Genomic DNA, 25,264 nt, shown 5'->3' with positions numbered 1-25,264 from the left:
AGCGAGAAGTCTGAGGTCTCAGCACCACAGTCCGGGGGCCTCGTTGGTTCTTTATCATGCCGTACTCGACGTCCCGCATGCTCTCGTGGAGTGGGTGACGATGCTGATCGCCTTGACTCCGAGAAGCAGGCCGCCGCGACCTGGAAGAAGACCTTCGGCCACCACCCGCTGATGGGGTTCGTCGATCACGGCCGGGGCGGCTCCGGCGAGCCGGTGGTGGGACTGCTGCGGCCCGGTAACGCGGGCTCCAACCCCGTCGCCGATCACATCGAAGCCACGACGCTGGCCTTGGCCCAGCTGCCGAAACGGTTCCGGCGGGGAGGCCAGACCCTGATCCGTACCGACTCTGGCGGCGGCCCCCACGAGTTCGTCGCCTGGCTCGCCGGGCGCGGGCGGTGGCTGTCGTACTCGGTCCGCATGACCATCCCCGACGTCATCCACCACGCCGTCTTGAAGGTCCCTGCCTCGGCCTGGACGCCGGCCGTCGAACCCGACGGCGACATCCGCGACGGTCCCTGGGTAACCGAACTCGCCGGTGACTTCCTGACCGGCTGGCCCAAGGGGCTGCGACTGATCGTGCGTAAGGAACGCCCGCACCCCGGCGCCCAGTTGCGCACAAGGGTGTGCCGTCCGGCGCTGCGATGACCTGGACGTTCATGCCGTGCTTGCGATGTTTCATCGAGTAGTACGGCTGGTCCGCCTTGATGCGGTCGATGGGGATTAGGGTGCCGTCAACCAACGATGACGTGGTCGCCCTCGCCGAGACCGGTGAGGGCTTCCTGGAGGCCGGGTGCCCAGGAGGAGAGTACGTCCAGTGTCTCGTCGACGTAGCGCCAGGCGGTGCTCTCGGATACGCCGAAGCCGGCGCCGAGCTGGGCGAACGTCTCGTTCTTACACAGGTGGACCAAGGCGAGCTGGGCCTGCTGGAAGCAACCAGTCTGCGCCAACGGGGGTTGCGTGTGCGGCGGTGAGCGTACAACAGCCAGGCAACATGCTCGACGTCCCGTATGAGCTGGTTGAGCATGTCTCCTGGCTCATCTACGCTCGAAGGCGTGAACTGAACTCGCCGTGGCGGAAGCTGGGTTGCTTCAAGTAGGCTCTGCTGGCCCTGGCCCACCTGCGGAAGAACGAGACGTTCGCCCAGGTGGGGGCCGGTTTCGGGGTGTCGGAGGCGACGGCGTGGCGGTACGTGGACGAGACCGTCGAGGTCCTGGCCGCCTGGGCGCCGGGCCTGCACGAGGCCCTGGTGGGCCTGGGTGAGGGCGACTTCGTCATCGTCGACGGGACGCTGATCCCTACCGACCGCCGCGGACGAGCCGTACTACTCGCAAAAGCACAAGAAGCACGGCATGAACGTCCAGGTCATCACCGCGCCGGACGGAACTCCACTGTGGTTCTCCCGGGCAACGCCTGGACGGACCCACGACCTGACCGCGGCCCGTGCCCACGGCATCGTCCCAGTCTGCCTGACCCGGCAGGTCCTCATCCTGGCCGACCGCGCTTACCAGGGCGCCGGCGCCACCGTCCGCACCCCGTACTACGGACACCGCGAACTCCCCGAGCACTACCAGCAGTACAACCGCGACCATGCCCGTCTGCGCGCGCCCGGCGAACGCGCGTTCGCCCAGCTCAAGTCCTGGCGCCTGCTCCGACACGGCTCAGCTGTAGATAGTTCTGTCGGTGTTCGTCGAGGCTGGTCAGCGGTGTGATGGGGGTGGGTGTGGGCATGCGTACGGCCGTCCCGATCATGACGTGGTGTGAGCCAAGATCAAAACGAGACGGCCGCTTCGGCCACGGTAGACCACGAGGGTCACGAGGCCGCGTTCGGGGCCTTGCTGGCCTCGTTCTCCACCTGCTTCGCCCGCTCCGAAACCCGGGAGACGTTCGCGCGGATGACCCGGGGCATGCTGATGGAGCTCGAGGACGTCAACTGCTGGAGCCTGGCCGAAGCGATCGGTGAGCGGGGCCCGCACCGCCTGCACCATCTGCTGTCCCGTGCGGTGTGGGACGAACAAGCGGTGCTGGAGCGGACGGCTCTGTGGGCGGTGAACCTGCTGGATGACGGCGACGGGGTCCTGATCGCGGACGAGACGGGGGATGCCAAGTCCTCGAGGGACGCGGTGGCCGCGGCCCGCCAGTACTCTGGATCGGTCGGCGGCGTGGATCTGTGCCAGGTCGCCGTGCACCTCACCTTCGCCACGGCCACCGGGCACTGCCTGATCGACCGGCGCCTGTACTTCACCAGGGAGTGGGCCGGCGACGAGGAACGCCGTGAACTGACTGGCGTCCCCGACGAGCTGTGCTTCACCACCAAGCCGCAGCTCGCGGCCCACATGCTCCGTGCGGCCGGCCTGCAGGGCATATCCGCCTCGTTCTTCCTGGGCGATGAGGTTTACGGAGGGCGGGAGTTACGTACCACTTGCCGCGAGCTGGGCCTGGGCTACGTCGTGGCCGTGCGCTCCAACCACCAAGTCACCACCCCGGCCGCGAAGCTGACCGCGGCCAGGGCCGCCGCCCGGCTGCCCAAGCGGGCCTGGGAGCGGATGCGAACCGGTACGGGGCAAAAGGGCGTCCGCGACGACGACTGGGCGATGATCGAGGTCACCGCCGACGACACCCCCGACGGACACGACCCTGACACGGGGACGTCCGTATTGCTGGTCCGTCGGCACCGCTACACCCGTACCCTGTCCTACTACCGCTGCTTCGCCCCCGGGCCGGTGACGCTGGCGCGACTGGTGTCACTGGTATGCCGCAGATGGCGGGTGGAAGACGACTTCCAGGACGCGAAGGAGACCTGCCACCTCGACAAAGGCCAGGTCACCTGCTGGAACTCCTGGCACCGCTGGAGCGTGATCACCCTGGTCGCCTACGCCTTCCTGGCCGTCACCGCCGCCCTCGAACGCACCGCCCAGACCAGCCGGAACGACCCCGCCGAGACGGACCTCGTCACCCTCAGCAGCCACGAACTCCTCCGCCTGCTACGGGCCTTGATGCTTCCGCCGCCCCGGCGAGATGCCGAACACCTGCTGTGGTGGTCCCCCTGGCGCCGCCGCCACCAACACCACGCCCGCCTCTGCCACCGCCGATGGCACACCTACGCCGACACCACACCATGACCAGACAGCACATCAGCAGCCATCTACAGCTGCCGTATCCGAAGGGCACGCTGCTCAACAAATCGCCTCAGCCGCATCGTCCGTGCAGTTCACACCCTCCTGATCTGCACGAACTCAGGATGAAAGAGGCTCACTCACCACAAAGGGTCCGTCAGCAAGCAGACACGGCAGCTGTAGTTCTTGATCGTTGGCGTGTTCGTGCTGGTCAACGGGGGTGCGGGGGCGGCCGAGGGTAGGGGGACGGCCACCGTGATCATGAGCGTTTGTGACGACGATCAAGGAACAGGTGGCCGTGGAGGCCACGATAGCCGGGCAGGAGTGGACGGCCGCGTTCGGGGCGGTGATGGCCGAGGTCGCTGACTGCTTCCCGCGCCGGGAACCGCGCCTGCTGGCGCGGGAGATGACCGAGGGCATGCTGATGGAGCTCGATACGCGCAACTGCTGGACGCTCGGCGAGGCGCTGGGGCACTCGGGCCCGCACCGGCTGCAGCACTTCCTCTCCCGTGGTGTGTGGGACCACGATCTGGCCCGCGACCGGCTCATGACCTGGGCGGCCGGTGAACTCGCGGACGACCAGGCGGTGTTGATCGTGGACGAGACCGGTGATGAGAAGTCCTCGACCGACTGCGTGGGAGCGGCCCACCAGTACTCCGGGGCGCTCGGCGGTATCGGTCTGTGCCAGGTCTCCGTCCACCTCACCTACGCCTCGGTAAGCGGGCACACGCTGATCGACCGCGCCCTCTACCTGGGCGCCGGGTGGGCCGCCGACGAGGAACGCCGCCTGCTCACCCACGTCCCCGACGAGACCCTGTTCGCCACCAAGCCACAGCTCGCGGCCGCCATGCTGCAGCGTGTACGTGCCCTGGGGATACCGGCCCGCTGGCTGGCCGGCGACGAGGTGTACGGCGGTCGCGAGCTGCGACGGCATGCACGGGCACTCGGCCTCGACTACGCCCTCGCGGTCCGCGCCGACCACCGCGTCACCACCCCAGCCGGCCGCTTCACCGCCACCGAACTCGCCGCCCGCTTACCCCGCCGCACCTGGATGCGCATGCGTACCGGCCACGGGACCAAGGGCGACCGTCACTACGACTGGGCCATGATCGGCGTCCTCGCCGACGACACCCCCGAAAGCACCGGGCCGGGCCACTCCTACCTGCTGGTGCGCCGCCACCTCTACACCCGCGAACTCTCCTTCTACCGCTGCCACTCCGCAACCGCGGTCACCATGGCCACCCTGGTCGATGTGGTGTGCTGCAGATGGAAAATCGAAGAGGACTTCCAGGCCGGAAAATCCGACTGCGGCCTGGACGAGGGCCAGACCACCTGCTGGAACTCCTGGATGCGCTGGAGCCTGATCAGCATGCTCGCCGCAGCCATCCTGGCCGTCACCCAAGCCCGCGCCGCCGCCCAGACACCCAGCGGCCCACTCGCCCCCTCAAGCACCCGCGAGCTGCTGCGACTCCTACGCGCCACCGCCCTGCGCCCTCCCCGCCGCGACCTGGAGCACCTCCTGCACTGGTCCGCATGGCGCCGCCACCATCAACAGCAAGCCACCGAAGCCCACCGCCGCTGGAACAACATCACCGCCGCAGCAACCACCTGACCAGCAACAATGACCAACCGATCAAGAACTACAGCTGCCGTGGCAGACGGACCCTCATGAACGATCGGGGTTAACTTGATAACGCCGGTTTGAACGCTCCCACGCGCGCAGGGCTGATAAAAGATGTATCGATGTAGGTGGACTCTGCGGTGACGATTTGCGCTAGGAGTTCACCGAGACCAGCCGCATGCTTGAATGCATGACCACTGTCCCCGCCGCCGACAACGATTCGTGATTCTGCATCGAGCCGACCCACGATGAATTGCTCGTCAAAGCTGCAAGTGATCATGCATATGCTTGCTCGAATGGGTTCGGGACTGATCCCAGGTAAGGCTTTCTTTATGAGATCAGTAACCACTTCATGATCCCGACTACTGACGCATCGATCGATTAGATCTGGATCTGCTGAAATTCGGTCAACGATATGACGTGCACCAATCTTGATTGGTGCACATTCTGTAGCGCCATGCCCCCAGATCCCGCGACCCATTCCGACTTCTCGGTTGAACGCGGGAAAATTTGGGAGTGTGAAGGAGTCATCTAGTGAATCGGCCGCCTGGAACCACGTGATGGGTATCCTCAAGGTAGTCAGATCAAGCCTCGGTACAAATTGTTTTGTCCAGGCTCCTGCAGTCAAAACCACCTGGCGAGCATTCACGACCTCGCCTGTAGACAGGCTAACACGGGCACCACCGGGGATTTGATTGATTGCTGTTACCTTGGTCTCCGTCCGAATATCTGCGCCAGCTGATCTGGCTGCCTCCAGAGCTGAGAGTATGACGCTTTTTGGGCGGATAATTCCTGCATTCGGGTCCCATACCCCAATGTCATCATCACCCAGGCCTTTATGCTGCGGAAATAATTCCGTCAATTCCGTTCTGTTTAGGCGTTCGATAGAAATGCGGTGCGCTTTCGATGTCGCCAACGTCCTATTAATGAGGGGGCTATGTCTGCTACCTATCGTAACGCCCCCTGTAATCTCAAGAAGGGGCGTTGTGCTGTAGCGTTGCAGCTCCTGCCAGAGAATGTAGGAAAGTCTGGCAACTTCCGTGAGCCCGGCGTGTTCAAGCCCCGCGACACGATAGAGTCGTGTTTCTCCGTGGGAAGATCCGTAGGAGTGTCCTGGAGAAAATTGCTCGATTCCGGTAATTCCGATACCCCGCGCCGCAAGTCGCCATGCTGCGTGAGCCCCCAAGGCCCCGAGGCCAACGACAACTACCTCAGTGTCAAAAATTACCATACCGCTACTCATCCCCCGCTAATTCCAGAACGTACCCGCCGTAATCTCGGCGTCCACACGGCGGATCAACCATTCGTCAATATTTTCCAGCGAGTGGACTCGATAGCGCACGCCAGCCGACCCCATGAGTTTCCCCTGAAATGTTTCTGACGACTTAGGGACATAGCCAACAAACCCAGCACCGCAATCCCGTGCTTGTTCGCCAACACGAGCAACATCGTCGATGAACAATACCTGGCAGGGTGCCAGGTTGAATGCCTCCGCCACCTCCACCAGGCCCGGCCTGAAGTCTGCAGTGCACACATAATATGGAGGCTCGAAAAGATTTCTTAGACTAGCGAGGTGCCGTTCGAAGTGCTCACGCTCGGTACCTCCGTAGCAAACTGCGCTAAGGCGTAAAGCGCGCAGTCGTTGCAGCAGCTCCTCGGCCCCGTCAGTGATGGAAATTGGCTCAGTCCTCAGATAATCATCACGTTCCGTATAGAAATCTCGCTCCACCTGATCTATTTCCCATGGAATCCCCGCAGCCTTTGCCAATACCCGCAAAGCCGCCTCGTCTGACTGTGAAATAATATCTCGCTCAATCTCTGCGGTGTACAGGCCACCGCGCTCTACGATGAATTTGCGGATTACGGGGGTAAACGAGTCGCTGAGTAATACCCCATCGATGTTCACGGCTGCTAGCCGCAAGTTCTGCAGAGTCATATTCTCTCCCATGGCTGTTCCAGCGCGATGGTGACTCTCCGCAACCTCACCCGCCAGGGCGTCTGGACCAGCATCGTCGCCGCGGTCGGCCACGAGTCGATCGTGCCGTCCAGCTACTCGATCTTGAAGCTTGAGAACGAATCAGCCTTGGTGCCCGTACTCATACTCTCCCAGGGCTGCGGCACTGGAAACCTCACTTTTAGGCCGCAATGAAGCACCAAGATGCGAGGCATAGTGTTCGTGCGCCGAAGCATGGGCTAGTGTCGCATCAGGTCACGCTTGCTCCATTGTCAATTTGGCGGAGGCGTTCGTCGGCGGCGCGTTTGTTTCGGCCAGATGATGCAGTGGCGGATCATGCCACCCTGCGCCTGTGGCTGGCATGTCGGTGCCATCGAGGGCGAAGTAGCACAGGACGGTGAGCTGGGCCTCGATGTGATTGAGCCAGGGACTGTTAGTCGGGGTGTAGGCGAATTCAATGAGCCTCTTTCAACCTGTGCTGGCGGGTGAAGTGGGCTGGTCAGCGGGTGTGGTGACGAGGCAGAGCCCCTCGTCGTTGGCGTGGTGATTCCACTCAGCACACCGGCGAACCAGAGGGGCCCTGTTGTTCCGTATCCTTCCATGCTCGACGTCCCGCACGAGCTCGTCGAGCATGTTGCCTGGCTGTTGTACGCTCACCGCCGCACACGCAACCCCCGTTGGCGCAGACTGGTTGCTTCCAGCAGGCCCAGCTCGCCTTGGTCCACCTGTGTAAGAACGAGACGTTCGCCCAGCTCGGCGCCGGCTTCGGCGTATCCGAGAGCACCGCCTGGCGCTACGTCGACGAGACACTGGACGTACTCTCCTCCTGGGCACCCGGCCTCCAGGAAGCCCTCACCGGTCTCGGCGAGGGCGACCACGTCATCGTTGGTTGACGGCACCCTAATCCCCATCGACCGCATCAAGGCGGACCAGCCGTACTACTCGATGAAACATCGCAAGCACGGCATGAACGTCCAGGTCATCGCAGGCGCCGGACGGCACACCCTTGTGGTTTTCGCGCGCGACACCCGGGCGCACCCATGAGCCGCACCGTCCAAGCTATCCACGTACTACTGACGCGTAAATAGGTCCAGGTCAGGGTGGGTCTGGGCAGGGCTGGGTGCCCGGTGGTCGTCGCGGCCGCCGGGCGCTTGGTCATGGGTGGTCAGGCTGCGCCTTCGATCGGGTTGAGGGTGACGGTGTAGCCGAGCTGGTTGAGTGAGGTGATCGCTCGGCGGGTGGCGCGTTCGGGGTCGCGTTGGGTGAAATAGGTGCCGCCGAGTTCCTGGTAGGGGACGTGGTCGGTGAGCATGTGCCAGATCGCGGTGATGATCGAGTGCTCGACCGCGACCAGGGCCCGCAGCGGACCGCGGCGGGCGGTCAGCCGCTTGTAACGGGCCTGCAGATAGGTGTTTTTGGTTCTCACCGCGCCGAACGCTGCCAGGCCGAGGGCGCCCTTGAGGTAGGGGTTGCCGGGGCGGACCTTGGTGGTTTTGGTGCGGCCGGCGGACTCGTTGTGGCCGGGGCAGACACCCGCCCAGGAGGCGAGATGTTTGGCGGAGGTGAACCGGCTCATGTCGCCGCCGGTCTCCGCGATGATCACCTCGGCGACTGCCTGGTTGATCCCGGGGATGGTGTCGAGCAGGTCGAGGGCTGGGCGAAAGGGGGCCATCGCCTCCTCGATCCGCGCGGTGAGCCGGTCGATCGCATCGGTGAGCTGGTCGTACTGGTCCAGATACAGCCGGGCCAGGAACGCGTGGTGGTCACGGAAGCGGCCGGTCAGGGCCTCGGTGAGCTCGGGGATCTTGTTGCGGAGCCGGCGCTTGGCCATCTCCGCGAGGAGCTGCGGGTCACGCTCCCCGGCGATCAGGGCTTCGAGCATGGCCCGGCCGGAGACGCCCATGATGTCGGAGGCGACCGCGGCGAGCTTGATGCCGGTGTCCTCCAGCAGCTTCTCCAGCCGCTGGACGAGCTGGCCGCGCTCACGGGTCATCTGGGTGCGGGCCCGGGTCAGATCCCGTAGTTCGCGCACCGGCTGCTCGGGCACGAACGAGGCGCGCACCAGGCCGTGGGCGCCGAGCTGGGCCAGCCAGGCCGCATCCGAGACATCGGTCTTGCGGCCGGGCAGGTTCTTGACCTGCCGGGCGTTGACCAGGATCACGTTCAAGCCTTCGGCCAGCACGTAGTAGTAGGGCTTCCAGTAGTCCGACGTCGCCTCGATGACCACGAGGGTGACGTTCGCGGCGAGCAGGTGATCGCGCAGGGCCAGGACCGCGTGCGTCGTCGATCCCCACGTCGTGGTCTCGTTGGTGAACGAGCCCCGGCGCTTCGTGCTCGGCGTGCGGACACACGCCTTCGCGTCCTTCTTGCTGATGTCCAGCCCCGCGCAGCGTTCATGCAGCACGTCCACGGATCCCACTCCCTCCCCGGCGCCCAGTGCATTGCACGCCGTTCCGGGAGGGCCAGGGTGAAACAGGAATTCTGACGCTCGTGCTCACAGCAACACTCCACGGTGCCCGTGGAAGGCCCCCAGTACCACGCTGACCTGCGAGCTCACCGGCATCACAGAGGCATCGGTCTCGGCCGGAACGAACCCCTCCAGTGTCCCGGACCGGCATCAATCCACGGCAGGGCACACAAGAAGCACCTCCGGCGCGCGCCACGGCATTTACCACGCCCCCGGCGCGCACCGAAGGTGCGCTGGATCGCTGACCTGCGACTATTCAGGTTGAAAAGAGGCTCAATGAACCGCAGCCCGTCGAAGACCGAGCGCAGCCCGCCGGTGCGGGCCCCCGAGCCGGTCGGCAGGATCGGGGGCAGGTTAACGGCCGAGTACAGCAGGAAGGAGAACAGCACGGCGTCGGCGCCGTAGGCCCAGCGGTAGCCGTTCGGCAGCGAGATCAGGAGGCCCGCCAAAAGGGCCCGGCGACCTGCCCGACATTGTCGGCGGTGAAGTACAGCGTGTTCGCGGCGGGTACGAACGGGGTGGGAACGATGCGGGAATGATCGCGCCCCGGGCGGCGGACGACCAGGAACCACTTACGATGTAGCCTAATTTCATATCTCAGTTATTCATTAGTCTTGTGGGATTCAAATCCGGATGAGTGCTCCTCGCTTGAGTGATTACGAGTTGATGGCCGCAAAGGGATGGGCGACAGTGCAGTAAGTGATACCCTCCCTCTTAGGATATCACGGAATCTGCATTCGAGTTGATCCGAAGGAACCAAGCCCAAGTCTTCATTCAGTCGCTTGCGCGCTTCGTAATACACTTTCAATGCTTCAGCCTGTCGGCCGCTCAAGTATAGTGCGGTCATGAGCAGCGCGGTGATAGATTCATGCCATGGATGCAGGGAACTCACCCGTCGTAATTCACCGAGGGCGGCTGTAGGCCCTGCACATAGAATATCGAGACTCAGCTTGGTTTCGAGAGCAGCGAGATACTCTTCATTCAACTGGGCAGCGGAGCTTGCGCAGAGCGGTCCTGCCGGTGCGGCTGCTCCCAGCGGGGGACCTTTCCATAAGAGCAACGCTTCACCTAGCAACTGCCGGGAGGCTTCGCGATCATCTGACATCGCGACGTGCGCCTGATGTATATACTGACGAAATATGTGCACGTCAAGGTCTTCAAATGAAATGACGATAGAATAAGCTTCACTCCAGTATCTAATTCTTGGTGCGGATTGTGGGGGATTGGCCAGTGTTTGCAATTGTCGCCGCAGCCTGGAAACGTGCACCTGAAGTGAGTTCTTTGCCGTCATGGGCGGAGATTCTCCCCAAAGCTCGCGGCATAACTCGGAAACCGAAACAGGCTGGCAAGCTTTGATCAGCAAGGACGCGAGCAAGGCCTGTTGGCGTTTCCCTGTGATTCCTTTGAAAATTCCTCCCGTTAGCTCCACTCCAATTGGCCCAAGGAGAGTGAATCTCACGCCCCACACCCCCCCATACCACCGATAGTGCAATGAACTTTGGCCGCAAGCGGGCAGTTGCGTTAGGCTGGTTACGGACAGAGGGGACGACGCGTGCACTGAGAAGATGACGCGGACTCCTGCCGCCGTGATATAGCCTTTGCCTGCAGTTATCAGCACACACAACGCCACAGACCGCCCTATGGCGCGGGACTTACGCATCATGTTTTCCAGCTCGAGCGCAGCACCCGGATCGTTACGCGCCTCCCACGTATTTTCCCGGGGCAGCGCTCTGGTCTGCGGTCGCCTGCCAGTACTGCTCACCGAGCAGGTAAAGAGACTTAGCTGGACCGTCGGCGTGCGGCAGAGCCTTCGGGGCATGTGAGTCCATCACATCATGCGCCCGAAGACGACGTAAATTGCCTGGAACAGCGAGATCAGTGATCAATGCATTCGCAGGTGGCACATCGGGTAGTTCTGCGAAGATTAGCTCCCTTCATCCGAAGTCCTCAAACGGTGCGTGACCGATGGCGCTAAAGCCGGGGGAGGAGAGCGTCTAGCTGGATGGCACCAGTGCAGCACATAGAGCCCCAACTGTACAGAAACTTGCAGCCTTGAAAACTCTGCACACGATTCCTGCTTGTGCATGCGTGAATTGGGTGGCGCCTTCTCATCGTCGAAGTTTGGCCAATATTTTAGATTAATCAGCGCCTGAGGGGTAATCGTGGTCGCTTTTCAAAGAGCTAGCCAATGGCAAATTCGCACGGAAAATTTACTGAGCCTCTTTCATCCTGTGGTTCAGGAGTGAAAAGGGCTGGTCAGGAGCGGTGACGCGGCGAAGCCCCTCGTCGTTGGTGTGATGATCTCACTCAACACGCCGACGGCCGGGGGGCTTCGTTGGTTCCGTATCCTTCCACGCTCGACGTCCCGCACGAGCTCGTTGAGCATGTCTCGTGGCTCATCTACGCCCGAAGGCGTGAACTGAACTCGCCCTGGCGGAAGTTGGGCTCCTTCAAGCAGGCTCTCCTGGCACTGGCTCATCTGCGGAAGAATGAGACGTTCGCGCAGGTGGCCGCCGCGTTCGAAGTCTCAGAAGCGACCGCGTGGCGGTACGTCGACGAGACCATCGAGGTTCTGGCCGCGTGGGCCCCAGGTCTGCACGAGCCCTTCAGCTGTAGATCATGGTGGTTGCGGGAGTTCTGTTGGTGTGTCGGGTCCGGCTGGGACGGTGTGACCGTGTGCTCGGCGGCGTCGGTGGCAGGCACGGGCGATGGCCTGGTGGAGGCGGCGGTAGGCGGACCAGGCCAGGCCGTGCCGGATGCGTTGGTGGCGGTCGGGCAGCGGGGTGAGCAAGATGAGCAGGCGCCTGATCTCGAAGGCGGTGAAGCGGACGGGGGCGGGTGGGCTGCTGGGATCAGGCGGGTCCCCCTCTCTCGGCGACGGGTGCTGTCGGCGCGGGCTGGCCGTAGCGGGTCCGGGCCAGCGGGCCGTTCTCGCGGGCGGTGGCTGCGTCGCAGCCGACCAGGAACGCGGCGGCCAGCTGGGCGAGGGTGACGTGCCGGTACCAGCCGTGGAAAGAGCGGACCTCGTAGTCAGCCATCCCGCAGGCGGACTTCGCCAGCTTGATCGCCTCTTCCACCCGCCAGCGCGCGCCCGGCACCAAAACGATCTCCTCGACCGGGGTGTCGGCCGGGCCCCAGCCCAGGTAGTAGTCGCGTTTGCCGGGATCCTCCAGGCGGCGTCGCGCGACCAGCCACCGCGCCCACGCCTGGCCATCGACCATCTCCTCCTCGCCGGGGAGTCGCCGCACCCACCACTGCCACGTGCGGGTATCCAACTGGGAGGGCCCGGCGGGCAGTTCGACCCAGTCCTCCTCCCGCGCGACCCGCTCCACCAGCCGGGCGGCGTGCCGCCAGCCCGGACGCTGCAGCACCGGCGAGTTCGCCTGCACGTTGACCACGTACGGCAGACGATGTTCCTCCAGGAAGGAACGGAACGCACGCTCGCGCCCGTACACCTCGTCGGCGGCCACCCACACCTTCCCCGGCTCCTGAGGCAGGTCGGGCAGCGCCCGCTCGATCATCGCCTCCGCCAGCCGTGGCTTGGTCAGGAAGCCGCGCTGCTCGGGCACGTGCGCGGCCCGGCAGCGATCCGGCTCGTCCGTCCATTCCCGTGGCAGGTACAACTCCCGGTCGATCAACGCCTGCCCCGCACCGGTGGCCCACGCACACATCACCCCGATCTGGCAGGGGAATACCCCGCCGAGCGTCCCGGAGTGCTGCCTCGCCACCCCGGCCGAAGCCTTCCCGCGCTTGGCGAACCCGGTCTCGTCCACCACCAGCACCCCGGCCCCGCCGGGCCCCGCGCCCACGCCGTCGTCCGCCAGCTCGGCGACGGCGTACCGGCGGGTGAAGTCCCGCACCCCCTCCACGTCCCACTTCGCCCGGTCCAGCAAGTGCTGCTGGTTCCACGGCACACGCTCTCCGGCCCACTCCGCCAGCTGCCAGCCGTTCTTGCGCGAGACCGGCCCCAGTAGGCCCCGGACGCACATCTCCCCATGCCACTGCGTCTCCACCCGGCCGAACAGGTCCCCGACCCCCACCAGCAGATCGTCCAGCCGCCCCGCCCACTCCTCCGCCCACTCCCGGTCCGACACCTCGACCGGGACATCCAGCAACTCCGCCTTCATACACGGCAGTTACCCAGCTTAGAGACCCTCGAACTCCCGCAACCACCATGATCTACAGCTGAAGGGACGAGCACGGCAGCTGTAGATAGTTCTGTCGGTGTTCGTCGAGGCTGGTCAGCGGTGTGATGGGGGTGGGTGTGGGCATGCGTACGGCCGTCCCGATCATGACGTGGTGTGAGCCAAGATCAAAACGAGACGGCCGCTTCGGCCACGGTAGACCACGAGGGTCACGAGGCCGCGTTCGGGGCCTTGCTGGCCTCGTTCTCCACCTGCTTCGCCCGCTCCGAAACCCGGGAGACGTTCGCGCGGATGACCCGGGGCATGCTGATGGAGCTCGAGGACGTCAACTGCTGGAGCCTGGCCGAAGCGATCGGTGAGCGGGGCCCGCACCGCCTGCACCATCTGCTGTCCCGTGCGGTGTGGGACGAACAAGCGGTGCTGGAGCGGACGGCTCTGTGGGCGGTGAACCTGCTGGATGACGGCGACGGGGTCCTGATCGCGGACGAGACGGGGGATGCCAAGTCCTCGAGGGACGCGGTGGCCGCGGCCCGCCAGTACTCTGGATCGGTCGGCGGCGTGGATCTGTGCCAGGTCGCCGTGCACCTCACCTTCGCCACGGCCACCGGGCACTGCCTGATCGACCGGCGCCTGTACTTCACCAGGGAGTGGGCCGGCGACGAGGAACGCCGTGAACTGACTGGCGTCCCCGACGAGCTGTGCTTCACCACCAAGCCGCAGCTCGCGGCCCACATGCTCCGTGCGGCCGGCCTGCAGGGCATATCCGCCTCGTTCTTCCTGGGCGATGAGGTTTACGGAGGGCGGGAGTTACGTACCACTTGCCGCGAGCTGGGCCTGGGCTACGTCGTGGCCGTGCGCTCCAACCACCAAGTCACCACCCCGGCCGCGAAGCTGACCGCGGCCAGGGCCGCCGCCCGGCTGCCCAAGCGGGCCTGGGAGCGGATGCGAACCGGTACGGGGCAAAAGGGCGTCCGCGACGACGACTGGGCGATGATCGAGGTCACCGCCGACGACACCCCCGACGGACACGACCCTGACACGGGGACGTCCGTATTGCTGGTCCGTCGGCACCGCTACACCCGTACCCTGTCCTACTACCGCTGCTTCGCCCCCGGGCCGGTGACGCTGGCGCGACTGGTGTCACTGGTATGCCGCAGATGGCGGGTGGAAGACGACTTCCAGGACGCGAAGGAGACCTGCCACCTCGACAAAGGCCAGGTCACCTGCTGGAACTCCTGGCACCGCTGGAGCGTGATCACCCTGGTCGCCTACGCCTTCCTGGCCGTCACCGCCGCCCTCGAACGCACCGCCCAGACCAGCCGGAACGACCCCGCCGAGACGGACCTCGTCACCCTCAGCAGCCACGAACTCCTCCGCCTGCTACGGGCCTTGATGCTTCCGCCGCCCCGGCGAGATGCCGAACACCTGCTGTGGTGGTCCCCCTGGCGCCGCCGCCACCAACACCACGCCCGCCTCTGCCACCGCCGATGGCACACCTACGCCGACACCACACCATGACCAGACAGCACATCAGCAGCCATCTACAGCTGCCGTAACAGAGCCCGGCTTGCCGTTGCTGTGGCGCTTGTCTCTTTTCCTCGGAGCACCGGCGGAATGGTCTGGCTCGGTGTCAGCGGCAGAGACGTGATCAGCTTCCTACCGAACTCGGAGAGGATCGTCTGGCACCGGGTTGTGCCGACGGACCGACCCAACGTGTGGCCGAGGGGCTCTCCCTTCGCTCATGGCGGTCCAGCATCCGGCACGCGTCAGCATTGAACTCCGGGAGAATAGTGCTTCATCGTCACAAAGTGATTCCGGTTCTCAATCCTCAAGTTCAGTATCCCGAGCGTCTAGGATCAAGGGTCAAGGGCCCTGTACGTGCCTTGCGCGTAGTGGGATATTGGAGGGTTCCGGTGGTCAGTTGGCCCTCGGCTGCAGGCTTTCCGACAGGAGAGGAACGACCATGGACTTGGACTCCGACATTCTGTGGCGCCGCTGCGCTCGTCTAGGCCGTGCCCTGTTACCTCTGGTAGACCAGGAACCAGGGCGACGGGCTGACCGCCACGAGAACCTGCGGACCTGGGGCATCGACAGGGCAGTCGGCGAGCGGCTGATCGAGGTCCTCGCGGCCCTGGCTGCCCATGCCGTCGCTGTCGACACTTCCACGCCGACCGCAGAATTCGACGCTCTGCCACTGCCGACAGTGGCCGAAGCAGCGGTCGGCAAGCGTGCCTTCGAGCTGCTTGCAGGATTGCCAGACACCTTTACCTGCATCCGTGACGAACAGGCTGTCAGTCTCTTCCGGCTGTCCGCATACGAGGGTAAGCAGGCCAGCCGCTGGCTCTTCCACCTGAGCAGGGAAGTGCGCCATGCGCTGATCGTCCTCGCCGAACGCTCAGTGATGCCGCTGCCCACGTGCGGGGACGCTCTTCGCCGGGCAGCGGAAGCCAACCTGCCTGAATGATCGCCAACGTGACGGGCACCGTTGAAGGCCCCTCGCCCGGTGGAGTCCCTGCTGCCAGGGGAAAGTTGGGCGATGAGCGGGATCCGGTCGGAGGCCGTCAGCAGCACCGACAGCCAGGCCGGCACGTGATGGCGCGCATGCTCTGCAGGCCGTCTTCCAGGTCCTGCGCGACCAGCTGAGGTACAGAGAGATCTGGGTCGTCAGCGCCGGCCCGTGACGGAACCCGGGTCGAGGATCGGCCCTGGAGCTTTGTAGAGCAGCGCGAAACCCATCTGCCCCACTGCCATGCCATCACCCACCACGGCTCGGCGGAACTTCATTCTCCTCGCGCCGAGATCAGCGGGCCGCAAAGGTGCTCGCCATGGCGACCAGGGCGGTCATGCGCGGGCAGGTCTATGGAGCCGGTCGCGTAACACGAGCTGGTTCACCCACAGGTTTGCGGTCGATTCGACGGAGATGGAAGAACTTCCTGTCAGCCGCCAGCACATGCTGGTCACAGGCCTACTGGCTGTCCCTCACGAGATCTTCACCCCATTCCATTTCGCATGCATTCTACGTACGAACGCATCCTCGCGCTTCAGCCTCTGCCGGGAGGCGGTGTCGTGCTCTTAGATGGGCGTTGGGCCTTTTCCAGTCACACGGGTCGGGGCGCTGGCGGGAGCAGCCACAAGCATGCTCCTCGTCTCACCTTGTCTGTCCAGCGCAGACGCCAGACTGGAAAAGGTCTCACAAGGGCTCTGGGTGGGCTTCGGCCACCTCAGATACAGCAGGATGCTGCGAGTCGCGCGAGGGAAGCAATGTCAGGTACGGATCACTTCTTGATCTTGGCAGGTGCTCCCTCCTCCGCCCGGCCAGCGCGCTCCATGTCGTCACCCTCATGTCTGGAGTCTCGCGTCCGCACCTTCACCGACCTGCGGGCCACGGCGGACGCGGACCTGGTCATCGAGGTGGCTCCGGAGCCGTACGAGATCAAGCAGCAGATCTTCCGCGCTGCGTAGAGCAATGCTGGCGAGGTCGTCTGCAGGAATGCGCTGTCACGACGACGTTTCTGGTGAACGATGGCCGAGTATGGGCCGGGGCGACGCCGGCAAGACCCACCATCACTGCGTCGTCCTGGACGGCGAAGGTGCCAAGCTGCTTTGGCTCTGTCGCGAGTTTGGTGAAGGACCCCTGTGTGGATCTTGGTTAGGTGAGGGCGGGGTTGCCGCAGCACTTCTTGTACTTGCGCGTCGAGCCGCACCAGCAGGGGCTGTTGCGGGGTGGGGGGCCATGGGGTGACCTGGCCTCGGGCTGCGAGGCCGGCGGCGTAGTGTGCCCGGGCGTCCCCGTCCTGGGGAGAGAGGTTCTCCGCGTGGGTAAAGGACGCGAAGTCGGTGACGGTGCCGTGGGCGATGCCGATGTGTACTTCGCCTTCGTCGGATAGGCGTTGCAGTCTTTGCTCGATGTCGCGGATGTGTTCGTGGTGCTCGGTGTTGTAGTGGCCGGCCAGCTCGGGCCAGGTGTCCAGCAGTTGAGTGAACTCGTCGGGGTTCCAGAAGAGTGCGCAGGTCATGCGGGGTCGGGACAGGGCGGTTCGGCGGGCTGCGGCTTCCTGGGAGAGTTTCTCGATCGAGGCGATCAGGGCCTGCGGGTCACCGTCCGCAGCAGCCTGTATGCCGGGGTTGTGGAGGTCGTCAAGAGTGTTCGCGGTACGGAATAGATGGGGGATGTCAACTGGTTTGTGTGTGATGCATGTTCTGCTCCGTGGGGTCTGGTTCCTGCTGTGGTTACTGTGGGTTGATGGTGGTCAGAGGGGGAGCCGGTCGCCGAACCGGATCTTGAACTGGTTCATGGCGCGGGTCCAGCCGAGGGTTCCGGTGCCGCGGACGCGGCCGGTGGGGATCTTCCCGTCGCCGTCGATGTGCCGGCCTTCGATGTTGCGGATGCCGAGGTAGAGCAGTTTCATCCCGGCGTCGTCGGAGGGGAAGTGCCCGGAGGTTTTGACGAGTTTGCACAGGTTGCGGTTCATCGACTCGATTGCATTGGTGGTGTAGATGACGCGGCGGATGTCCTGGTCGAAGTCGAGGAACGGGATGAACTGCTCCCACGCGTTCTCGAACACCGCCACCAGGCCGGGATACTGCCGTCCCCACTCCTCCCGTACCTGCCCGAGGGCTTCGAGGGCGGCACTCTCGTCGACGGCGGTGTAGACCGGCTTCAAGGCTGCGGCGACCTTCTTGCGGTCGGTGTGGGACACATACTTCATGGCCGCCCTGATCAAATGGACGACACAGGACTGCGTGATCGCTTCGGGCCAGGTGGCCTCGATCGCCTCGGGAAGCCCCTTGAGGCCATCGCAGCACACGATGAGCGCGTCGCGCAGGCCACGGTGCTTGAGCTGGGTCAGCACGTGGAGCCAGAACTTCGCCCCCTCGCCCTCCTGCAGCCAGATGCCCAGCACGTTCTTGATGCCGTCGACGTCGACGTCGACGCCGATGACCAGGTGGGCAGCCTTGTTCACCACGTGCCCGCCGTCACGGACCTTGGCTCTGTCGACGATCTTGTGGTCGGGGCGGTCGAGGCTCACCGTGTGAGCAGGACGCGTTTGCGAAGGAGATCGAGGCTGGCACGGCCGAACATCTGGCGTTTCAGCATCTTCAGCCGGTTGATGTTGCCTTCGACGGCGCCTGAGCTGTGCGGCAGAGACAGCCCGTTGCGGACTGCGTCGAAGTCGCGGCGGAGGTTGCGGGCAAAGCCAGCGAGCGGAGCCAGGCTGTCCTGTTCGACGTCGGTGATCCAGTCTTCGAGGCGGTCGCCGTGGCGGCCGGTCATCATTGCGGCGAACTTCCTGACGTGACGAGTGAGCCGGTCCAGTTCGGGATCGCGCTCACGCAGCCGGTGCAGCTTGTCGGCGTCCTCGTCTCGCAGGTTCTCGGGGTGGGTCATGATCCAGGAGGTGACCTCGCGGACCGAAGGAGGCTTCGGTCCCAGGTCGGGTGCATGTCCGCGCCCGGTCCGGTAGCGCCGCAGATGCCGCTGAACGGCCAGCTCGCCGCCGGGATAGCCGAGTTGCTTGATCTCGCGGTAGAGCTGGGCGGCGTTCCTGACGCCCTCATTCCAGCGCCGGTGCAGGTAGCCGACGTACGGGTCGACGACATGCGCTCGCTGGAGATTCTTGGCGACGACATCGTCGGCGGAGCGGGCATTGACCAGTTTACGGACGGTGGCCTGGTGCAGACCGAGTTTCCGGCCGATCGCCGCCTTCGACATCCCCTGCTGCCACAGCTCATGGGCGGCAGCATGCTGCTCACGCAGCCGGACCACGACCTTCAGCTCTTTCGGTGGCTGGACCACCTCGGGCTCCACGTCCAGGTGGCCGGGGCTGGAGGCCGAGCCGGGAGGCGGTTCGGCCAGGCGGGAGCGGTGGGCGTTGACCGTCTTCTCGACTGCCTGGCCGAGGTTGGCCCACAGATGATAGCGGTCCGCGACCTGTTCGGCCTGGGGCGCCCCGGCCGAGCGGAGGCTTACTCCTCTGTGTAAGAGGTGATCTTGCTGGGTGCTGGTCGGGCCCCGGGTGAGACCAGGAATGTGACGCACAGTGAGTGACCTGATGAACGAGTCCAGCCCGCACGCCGAGTCCGCAGAGCCGCGTGAGGAGGCGTCGAGGCGGCTGGCGGGGGCTTTATCGCCGGCGGCGATCGACCGGCTCCTGGCTGATGCGGAGGCGGCCGGGGTCGGTATTGACGGGGCCGGCGGGCTGCTGCAGCAGATGATGAAGGCGGTGCTGGAGCGGGCTTTGCAGGTGGAGATGGCCGACCATCTCGGTTACGAGGCCGGGGACCCGGCAGGCCGCGGCTCGGGCAACGCCCGCAACGGCTCCTACCCCAAGACGCTCACCACGGTGGCCGGCCCGGTCACGGTGGACGTGCCCAGGGACCGCCGGTCGGAGTTCGAGCCAGTGATCGTACCCAAGGGCCGGCGGCGTCTGGCCCAGGTCGACGACATGGTGCTGTCGCTGTACGCCCGTGGCATGACCACCCGCGACATCACCGCCCACCTCAAAGAGGTCTACGGCAGCGAGGTGTCCCCGGCCCTGGTATCCAGGATCACCGATGTGGTCGCGGACGAGATAACTGCCTGGCAGAACCGCCCTGTTGACGACGTCTACCCCATCCTCTACATCGACGCGCTGACCGTGAAGGTCCGCGACAGCGGCATGGTCACCAACAAGTCCGCCCACCTGGTGATCGGCGTCGACGTGGACGGCATCAAGAACGTACTGGGCATCTGGCTGCAGGACAGCGAGGGCTCGAAATTCTGGCTGAACGTGCTCACCCAGCTGAAGAACCGCGGCCTGCGCGACGTCCTGATCGTGTGCTGCGACGGGCTGGCAGGCCTGCCCGACGCCATCACCACAGTCTGGGAGAAAGCCCTGGTCCAGACCTGCGTGACCCACTTGATCCGCAGCTCGATGAAATACGTGTCGCACGGTGACCGCAAGCAGGTGACCGCCGCCCTCAAACCGATCTACACCGCCGCCACCGAATCCGAGGCACTGACCGCGCTGGACGAGCTCCGGTCAAACTACGGCAAGAACTACCCTGTCCTGATTGCCAGTTGGGAACGGGCCTGGGAAGAATTCATCCCCTTCCTCGCCTTCGACCACGAGATACGCAGGGTCATATACACGACCAACGCCATCGAATCCCTGAACTACCAGCTCCGCAAGATCACCAAGACGCGCGGCCACTTCCCCAGCGACGACGCCGCCGTCAAACTCCTCTACCTCGGCATCCGCCGCATCCAAGGCCGCCACATCGACGGCGACGGTCCCATCCCCAAAGGCCGCGTCCGCGGCACCGGCACCCTCGGCTGGAAACGCGCCATGAACCACTTCATGCCCGCCTTCCCCGACCGCCTCCCCCTCTGACCCCAGCAAGATCACCGACAGTAGCCAACCCCAACACTGCTGCGTTTACCGTCGTGGCCGGGATGCAAGTCCGTGTTCGAGGAACATGACGTCGGTGTGGAAGGTGTAGGTCTGGCTGGTCTGGGGGTGTTGTCCGGCGTTCGGGCTGTACTTGCTGGTGGGGTTCTTGCGGGTGCGGGCCTTGATCCGGGGGCGGCGCTGGGCGGGCAGGAGGGCATCCAGGACGGCTCGTCCGATCGCGCCGAGCAGGTCGGCTGGGCCGGGGGTGAGGATTCTGCTGGCGGTGATGACCTGGTCGGCGGCGCTCTGGAGCAGGACGGTGAAGCTGATCCGGTCCATGTCCAGACCCGGCCGGGTGCCGGCCGCGTCCGCGGCGGTGCGGATGAGCGCCTGGTAGGCGGTGAGTAGGGCGTAGACCTCTTGGTCGATGCCCTGCAGGCTGCGAGAGCGCAGGACACGGCCGTCCAGCATCGTCGCCTTGATCGAGAAATACGTCGTCTCCGCCTGCCACCGGAGGCTTATTCACGGGGTGGTGCGGCCCGGATTTCTTGATCATCAGGACGGCCCTGCTCGGTAGTCTGATGTCTGCGAAAACGTCAGAAGTGAACCGGGGCAGGGCCGTTGAGCTGGAACGTTACGGCAGGGTTAGACAAGGATCAACTGGACGGGCTGGTGGTGCGGGTCCATCAGGCGCTCGTGGAGGACCCGGATCCTGCGGTGTCTCCGGCGCGGATGTGGTCGCTGGGCCTGTACCGGTCGGTGGTCCTGGTGCTGTTCCTCCTGCGGCAGAACCCCGTCCAGGAAGCGGCGGCGGAACTGTTCGGTGTCAGCCAGGCCACTGTTTCCCGGCGGTGGACGGGGCTGCTTCCGGTGGTGGAGAAGGCCCTCGCCGGGCATGTCCCTGATCCTGTGGAAGCCTCAGCCGGCCGGATCGTGCTCATCGACGGCACCCTGGTCACCACGTGGGACTGGGCGAGCGAAGGCACCGCTATGTTCTCCGGCAAGCACCGCGACACCGGCTTCAACCTGCAGATCGCCGCCACCCTGTCCGGAGACCTGCTCGCGGTGTCCGAGCCTGTCCCGGGCTCCCGCCACGACATGTACGCCTGGCGCCAGTCCCACTTCCCGGAGACCTTCGCAGAACGGCAGAGCATGGGCGATCTTGGGTACGTGGGTTCCGGCATGCTCACCGCGAGACGCAAACCACCTGGTCAGCAACGCCCCACTGGCGCCAAGATCTACAACCGGAGCATCAGCAGCCTCCGCGCCGCCATTGAGCGAGCGATCGCACACCTGAAGGACTGGAAGATCCTCGCGACCCGCTACCGCGGCCCCCTGGCCAAGTTCCCCCTCGTCGCCAAAACCGTCACCGCCCTCACCTTCTACAAAAAGGGCTGGTGAAACCCCGTGAATAGGCCTCCTGGTGTTGTTCCTGCTGCGGCAGAACCCCGTCCAGCAAGCGGCGGCGGAACTGTTCCACATCTCCCAGGCCACCGTCTCGCGCCGGTGGACCACGCTGCTCCCGGTGGTGGAGACGGCCCTGGCCGAGCATGTGCCCGACCCCGCCGACGCCTCACACGGCAGGATCGTCCTGGTCGACGGGACCCTGGTCACCACGTGGGACTGGGCGAGCGAGGGCACCACGATGTTCTCCGGCAAGCATCGTGACACAGGCTTCAACCTGCAGGTCGCCGCCACTCTCAGCGGGGACCTGCTCGCCGTCTCCGCGCCGGTACCCGGCAGTCGGCACGACATGTACGCCTGGCGCCAGTCCCACTTTCCCAAAGCCTTCGCCGACCGGGAGAGCATGGGGGATCTGGGCTATGCCGGCTCCGGCATGCTCACCGCCCGCCGCAAGCCACCCGGTCAGGAACGCCCCGTCAAAGACAAAGTGTTCAACCAGAGCATCGGCAAGCTCCGCGCCGCCGTCGAACGAGCGATCGCACATCTGAAGGACTGGAAGGTCCTCGCCACTCGCTATCGCGGCCCTCTCACCCGGTTCCCCCTCGTCGCCAAGACCGTCACCGCCCTCGCCTTCTACAAGAACGGCTGGTGACCCCGTGAATAAGCCTCCCGATCATGGTAGAGCCGTACCAGCTCGTCGGCCGGATAGCGGATGGGGTCGAGCAGACTGGTGAGCAGCCGCCACTGCTCACAGCGGACCGTTCCGTCGGCCAGGCTCACGGTGACCTGAGTGACCCGCACCTCCAGGAGTACGGGCAGGACGCCGTAGCCGAGCCGGGCCAGATAGGAGCCGTCGCCCAGGTGCCGGAAGGGGGTGGGCACCCGGCGGGCTGAGGAACGGATGAGGAACTGCGCGCCGCTGGTCTTCACGTCGCGCAGGAACGCAGTTGCGTCGAAGGCGGCATCGGCCAGCAGCAGCATGGAGCGGTCCAGGACACCCAGCAGGCGGCCGGCATAGGCGAGTTCGCCATCGGATTCGGGGCCGAAGGCAGCCGCCAGAATGGCGCGGGTGGATGGCGTCCCGTGTGATGGTGTAGGCGATCATTCTCCGGTGGTGTTCGGGGTGCCGGGGAGCGCGCGGGTGGTGTTCCCGGCGTGTTCGTCGGCGTAGATGGCGGTCATGCTGCCCTCGGGGAGGTAGCGGCGGGGGAAGGCGATCCACTCGTCGTGTAGTTCGCTGAGGATGGCGGTGACCAGGCGCTGGAGTGCGGCGGGGTTGGGGAAGACCTGGACGACGTCGGTGCGGCGTTTGATCTCCCGGTTCAGTCGTTCCAGGGGGTTGGTGGACTGGATCTTTTTCCAGTGCTGGAGGGGGAAGACGGCGAACGCGGTCAGGTCTTCCTTCGCGTCCAGGAGCATTTCTTTGACCTTGGGGAACTGCTCGCCGAGCATGTCGGCGACGGTGTCCAGCTGGGCTTGGACCGCTTGGGCGGTGGGCTGGGCGAAGACGGTGCGGATGGTCGCGGCGACCATCTCGCCGGTCCCCTTGGGGATGTGTGCGAAGCAGTTGCGCAGGAAATGGACACGACAGCGCTGGTAGGCGGATCCCAGCATGACCTTGCGGATCGCCTTGACCAGGCCGCTGTGTGGTCGGCGATGACCAGGCGCACCCCGGACAGGCCGCGCTCGCGCAAGGAGCGCAGGAACTCGGACCAGAATGCCTCGCTCTCGCTGTCGCCGACAGCGGTCCCGAGGACCTCGCGGCCGCCGTCCTCGGTGATGCCGGTGGCGATGACCACGGCCTGGGAGACGATCTGGTGGTTCACCCGTACCTTGCAGTACGTCGCGTCCAGGTAGATGTAGGGGAACCGGGTGTGGTCCAGGGGCCGGGTGCGAAAGGCGGTCAGCGGCTCGTCCAGCTCGCCGCAGATCCGGGAGACCTCGCTCTTGGATATCCCGCTGTCCCCGCCCAGGGCCTTGACCAGGTCGTCGACGGAGCGGGTGGAGACTCCGTGGACGTAGGCTTCCATGATCACGGCGTAGAGTGCCTGGTCGATGCGGCGCCTGCGCTCGAGCAGGCTGGGGAAGAAGCTGCCGGTGCGGAGCTTGGGGATCTGAAGGTCCAGGTCGCCGGCCTGCGTGGTCAGGGTCTTGTCGCGGTGCCCGTTGCGGAACGCCGTTCGCGAGGCAGTGTGCTCGTTCCACTCGGCACCGATGTGCGCGGCGGTCTCGGCCTCGATCAGTTCCTGCAGCATCCGCTCGGCCACACTGCGGACCAGCTCGATTCCATCGGACGAGCGTAGTGACCGAAGCAACCGCAGTAAGTCATCCTGGGACAGGGCCATCGTGCACTCCCATCGCTTGAACTGGCGTTTTAGCAGGGAGAGTTGCACGGTGGCCCACCCCTTGGTCAGGGAGCGGCCACCCCCATCAGGCGTGCGCCCCGGGCAGACACCCGCGCACACCCACACCTCGATCGCCTACACCACGTCGCAGGACGCCATCCGCGGGTGCCGCACTCGACCACAACCAGCAGCCGCAGCAACGGGTAGCCGAACTCCATACTCTCCCCGCTGCGTTTGGGATAGCGCCAGGTGACAGCCTCGTCATCGGGCACGTGCAGCAAGGTGCCGTCCACGGCCACCGTGCGTAACCCGCGGTAGAACACGCCGACCTGGCCGCGGTAGGCGACCGGCCCGGCCAGCGTCTCCAACAGACGCCGCAGCGGCGCGGCCCCTATCCGCCGCCGCGCCCTCGACAGCGAGGACACGGCAGGGCGTACCAGGGACAAGCCCTCCAGGCCGGCCACCAGCTTGCCCCAGACACCCCGGTAGGAGTCCTGCTCGAACAGGGCCAGCGCCAGGACGAAGTACACCACCACCCGCGACGGCAACAGCCGCACCCTGCGCTCACGCGTCCCGGTCTCCTCCAGCACCGCGTCCACCAGCGCGAAGTCCACAATCTGTGTCAACTCACCCAGATGCCCAGGCGCGTACACACCCCCGGCAGCCTCAATCGTGCGCGTGATGACAGACTTCTCCCGCAACGGGACTCCTGACCTTGATCGACTTTCTTCGCCGATCGTTGATCCTCAGGCGTCCCGTTGTCTCATTTCAACCCCTTGACCTGCGACGTCTCCGACAAACGCAACAGTGTTGTAGCCAACCCGCAGGCCCGACCAGCAAGG

Annotated in this window: 18 protein-coding genes and 9 pseudogenes; 14 read left to right on the top strand and 13 right to left on the bottom strand. The window is 65.0% G+C overall.

Going from position 1 to position 25,264, the window contains the following annotated elements; translation table 11 throughout:
- Nucleotides 1-120: 120 nt before the first annotated feature.
- Nucleotides 121-615: pseudogene (locus ABIE67_RS01250) on the top strand (transposase); the annotation flags it as partial.
- On the opposite strand, the pseudogene ABIE67_RS01245 reads toward ABIE67_RS01250, so the two are convergent.
- A pseudogene (locus ABIE67_RS01245) lies at nt 613-1,024 on the bottom strand (transposase family protein); the annotation flags it as partial. The pseudogenes ABIE67_RS01250 and ABIE67_RS01245 sit on opposite strands and share 3 nt — an antisense overlap.
- On the opposite strand from ABIE67_RS01245, the pseudogene ABIE67_RS01240 reads away from it, so the two are divergent.
- The 3 genes and pseudogenes from ABIE67_RS01240 to ABIE67_RS01230 all read left to right on the top strand — a co-directional run bounded on the left by ABIE67_RS01240 (nt 992) and on the right by ABIE67_RS01230 (nt 4,725).
- A pseudogene (locus tag ABIE67_RS01240) lies at nt 992-1,709 on the top strand (transposase family protein). The pseudogenes ABIE67_RS01245 and ABIE67_RS01240 sit on opposite strands and share 33 nt — an antisense overlap.
- 48 nt (nt 1,710-1,757) lie before the next feature.
- On the top strand, nt 1,758-3,119 hold the full coding sequence (locus ABIE67_RS01235) for an IS701 family transposase (protein ID WP_370252077.1): 1,362 nt from the start codon (nt 1,758-1,760) through the stop codon (nt 3,117-3,119).
- 265 nt (nt 3,120-3,384) lie between these two features.
- Nucleotides 3,385-4,725, top strand: a complete 1,341-nt coding sequence (locus tag ABIE67_RS01230; RefSeq protein WP_370252089.1) for an IS701 family transposase — start codon at nt 3,385-3,387, stop codon at nt 4,723-4,725.
- A gap of 70 nt (nt 4,726-4,795) precedes the next feature.
- Here ABIE67_RS01230 and solA read toward each other — a convergent pair whose 3' ends face one another.
- Together solA and ABIE67_RS01220 are read right to left on the bottom strand one after the other, a co-directional pair.
- Nucleotides 4,796-5,965, bottom strand: coding sequence for an N-methyl-L-tryptophan oxidase (solA, locus tag ABIE67_RS01225; RefSeq protein ID WP_370268029.1), 1,170 nt, complete (start codon nt 5,963-5,965; stop codon nt 4,796-4,798).
- A gap of 18 nt (nt 5,966-5,983) precedes the next feature.
- Nucleotides 5,984-6,763, bottom strand: a complete 780-nt coding sequence (locus tag ABIE67_RS01220; protein WP_370252087.1) for an HAD family phosphatase — start codon at nt 6,761-6,763, stop codon at nt 5,984-5,986.
- Between the two features lie 465 nt (nt 6,764-7,228).
- On the opposite strand from ABIE67_RS01220, the pseudogene ABIE67_RS01215 reads away from it, so the two are divergent.
- Nucleotides 7,229-7,733, top strand: a pseudogene (locus tag ABIE67_RS01215) (transposase family protein); the annotation flags it as partial.
- Between the two features lie 120 nt (nt 7,734-7,853).
- Here ABIE67_RS01215 and ABIE67_RS01210 read toward each other — a convergent pair.
- A complete protein-coding gene (locus ABIE67_RS01210) occupies nt 7,854-9,098 on the bottom strand; it encodes an IS110 family transposase (RefSeq protein ID WP_370252085.1) in 1,245 nt (414 codons plus the stop codon).
- Between the two features lie 333 nt (nt 9,099-9,431).
- On the opposite strand from ABIE67_RS01210, the gene ABIE67_RS01205 reads away from it, so the two are divergent.
- Complete coding sequence (locus ABIE67_RS01205) at nt 9,432-9,560, top strand: hypothetical protein (RefSeq protein ID WP_370252083.1); 129 nt, start codon at nt 9,432-9,434, stop codon at nt 9,558-9,560.
- 196 nt (nt 9,561-9,756) lie between these two features.
- On the opposite strand, the gene ABIE67_RS01200 is transcribed toward ABIE67_RS01205, so the two are convergent.
- Complete coding sequence (locus tag ABIE67_RS01200) at nt 9,757-10,614, bottom strand: BTAD domain-containing putative transcriptional regulator (protein ID WP_370252081.1); 858 nt, start codon at nt 10,612-10,614, stop codon at nt 9,757-9,759.
- 835 nt (nt 10,615-11,449) lie between these two features.
- On the opposite strand from ABIE67_RS01200, the pseudogene ABIE67_RS01195 reads away from it, so the two are divergent.
- Nucleotides 11,450-11,757: pseudogene (locus tag ABIE67_RS01195) on the top strand (transposase family protein); the annotation flags it as partial.
- 250 nt (nt 11,758-12,007) lie between these two features.
- Here the strand turns inward: ABIE67_RS01195 and ABIE67_RS01190 are convergent.
- Complete coding sequence (locus ABIE67_RS01190; protein ID WP_370252079.1) at nt 12,008-13,282, bottom strand: IS701 family transposase; 1,275 nt, start codon at nt 13,280-13,282, stop codon at nt 12,008-12,010.
- Between the two features lie 174 nt (nt 13,283-13,456).
- On the opposite strand from ABIE67_RS01190, the gene ABIE67_RS01185 reads away from it, so the two are divergent.
- From ABIE67_RS01185 to ABIE67_RS01175, 3 genes and pseudogenes are all read left to right on the top strand, one after another.
- On the top strand, nt 13,457-14,818 hold the full coding sequence (locus tag ABIE67_RS01185) for an IS701 family transposase (protein ID WP_370252077.1): 1,362 nt from the start codon (nt 13,457-13,459) through the stop codon (nt 14,816-14,818).
- 445 nt (nt 14,819-15,263) lie between these two features.
- Entirely contained in the window at nt 15,264-15,764 is a 501-nt protein-coding gene (locus ABIE67_RS01180) for a hypothetical protein (protein ID WP_370252075.1), read from the top strand.
- Between the two features lie 890 nt (nt 15,765-16,654).
- A pseudogene (locus ABIE67_RS01175) lies at nt 16,655-16,753 on the top strand (3-hydroxyacyl-CoA dehydrogenase NAD-binding domain-containing protein); the annotation flags it as partial.
- 196 nt (nt 16,754-16,949) lie between these two features.
- On the opposite strand, the pseudogene ABIE67_RS01170 reads toward ABIE67_RS01175, so the two are convergent.
- Nucleotides 16,950-17,021, bottom strand: a pseudogene (locus ABIE67_RS01170) (SEC-C metal-binding domain-containing protein); the annotation flags it as partial.
- A gap of 169 nt (nt 17,022-17,190) precedes the next feature.
- Here ABIE67_RS01170 and ABIE67_RS01165 point away from each other — a divergent pair.
- The gene (locus ABIE67_RS01165; protein WP_370252073.1) at nt 17,191-17,463 is read left to right on the top strand and encodes a hypothetical protein; all 273 of its coding nucleotides are present in this window, start codon (nt 17,191-17,193) and stop codon (nt 17,461-17,463) included.
- Between the two features lie 87 nt (nt 17,464-17,550).
- Here the strand turns inward: ABIE67_RS01165 and ABIE67_RS01160 are convergent.
- Together ABIE67_RS01160 and ABIE67_RS01155 are read right to left on the bottom strand one after the other, a co-directional pair.
- Nucleotides 17,551-18,294 (bottom strand): annotated as a pseudogene (locus tag ABIE67_RS01160) (IS256 family transposase); the annotation flags it as partial.
- A 32-nt stretch (nt 18,295-18,326) separates the two neighbouring features.
- Entirely contained in the window at nt 18,327-19,340 is a 1,014-nt protein-coding gene (locus ABIE67_RS01155) for a transposase (protein ID WP_370252071.1), read from the bottom strand.
- A gap of 13 nt (nt 19,341-19,353) precedes the next feature.
- On the opposite strand from ABIE67_RS01155, the gene ABIE67_RS01150 reads away from it, so the two are divergent.
- Nucleotides 19,354-20,673, top strand: a complete 1,320-nt coding sequence (locus ABIE67_RS01150) for an IS256 family transposase (RefSeq protein ID WP_370252069.1) — start codon at nt 19,354-19,356, stop codon at nt 20,671-20,673.
- Between the two features lie 45 nt (nt 20,674-20,718).
- Here ABIE67_RS01150 and ABIE67_RS01145 read toward each other — a convergent pair whose 3' ends face one another.
- On the bottom strand, nt 20,719-21,144 hold the full coding sequence (locus ABIE67_RS01145; protein WP_370252067.1) for a hypothetical protein: 426 nt from the start codon (nt 21,142-21,144) through the stop codon (nt 20,719-20,721).
- Between the two features lie 150 nt (nt 21,145-21,294).
- Between ABIE67_RS01145 and ABIE67_RS01140 the strand changes: the two genes are divergently transcribed.
- Complete coding sequence (locus ABIE67_RS01140; protein ID WP_370252055.1) at nt 21,295-22,074, top strand: transposase family protein; 780 nt, start codon at nt 21,295-21,297, stop codon at nt 22,072-22,074.
- Between the two features lie 22 nt (nt 22,075-22,096).
- Complete coding sequence (locus ABIE67_RS01135; RefSeq protein ID WP_370252065.1) at nt 22,097-22,729, top strand: transposase family protein; 633 nt, start codon at nt 22,097-22,099, stop codon at nt 22,727-22,729.
- Here the strand turns inward: ABIE67_RS01135 and ABIE67_RS01130 are convergent.
- From ABIE67_RS01130 to ABIE67_RS01120, 3 genes and pseudogenes are all read right to left on the bottom strand, one after another.
- Nucleotides 22,711-23,058, bottom strand: coding sequence for a hypothetical protein (locus ABIE67_RS01130; protein ID WP_370252063.1), 348 nt, complete (start codon nt 23,056-23,058; stop codon nt 22,711-22,713). The genes ABIE67_RS01135 and ABIE67_RS01130 overlap by 19 nt on opposite strands.
- Before the next feature lie 120 nt (nt 23,059-23,178).
- A pseudogene (locus ABIE67_RS01125) lies at nt 23,179-24,422 on the bottom strand (IS256 family transposase).
- A gap of 65 nt (nt 24,423-24,487) precedes the next feature.
- On the bottom strand, nt 24,488-25,075 hold the full coding sequence (locus tag ABIE67_RS01120) for a transposase domain-containing protein (protein ID WP_370268027.1): 588 nt from the start codon (nt 25,073-25,075) through the stop codon (nt 24,488-24,490).
- Nucleotides 25,076-25,264 lie beyond the last annotated feature (189 nt).

The sequence above is a fragment of the Streptomyces sp. V4I8 genome (assembly GCF_041261225.1).
Taxonomy (GTDB): domain Bacteria; phylum Actinomycetota; class Actinomycetes; order Streptomycetales; family Streptomycetaceae; genus Streptomyces.
The sequence above is the reverse complement of the archived record's forward strand: the minus strand, read 5'-3'. Positions and strand labels throughout refer to the sequence as shown.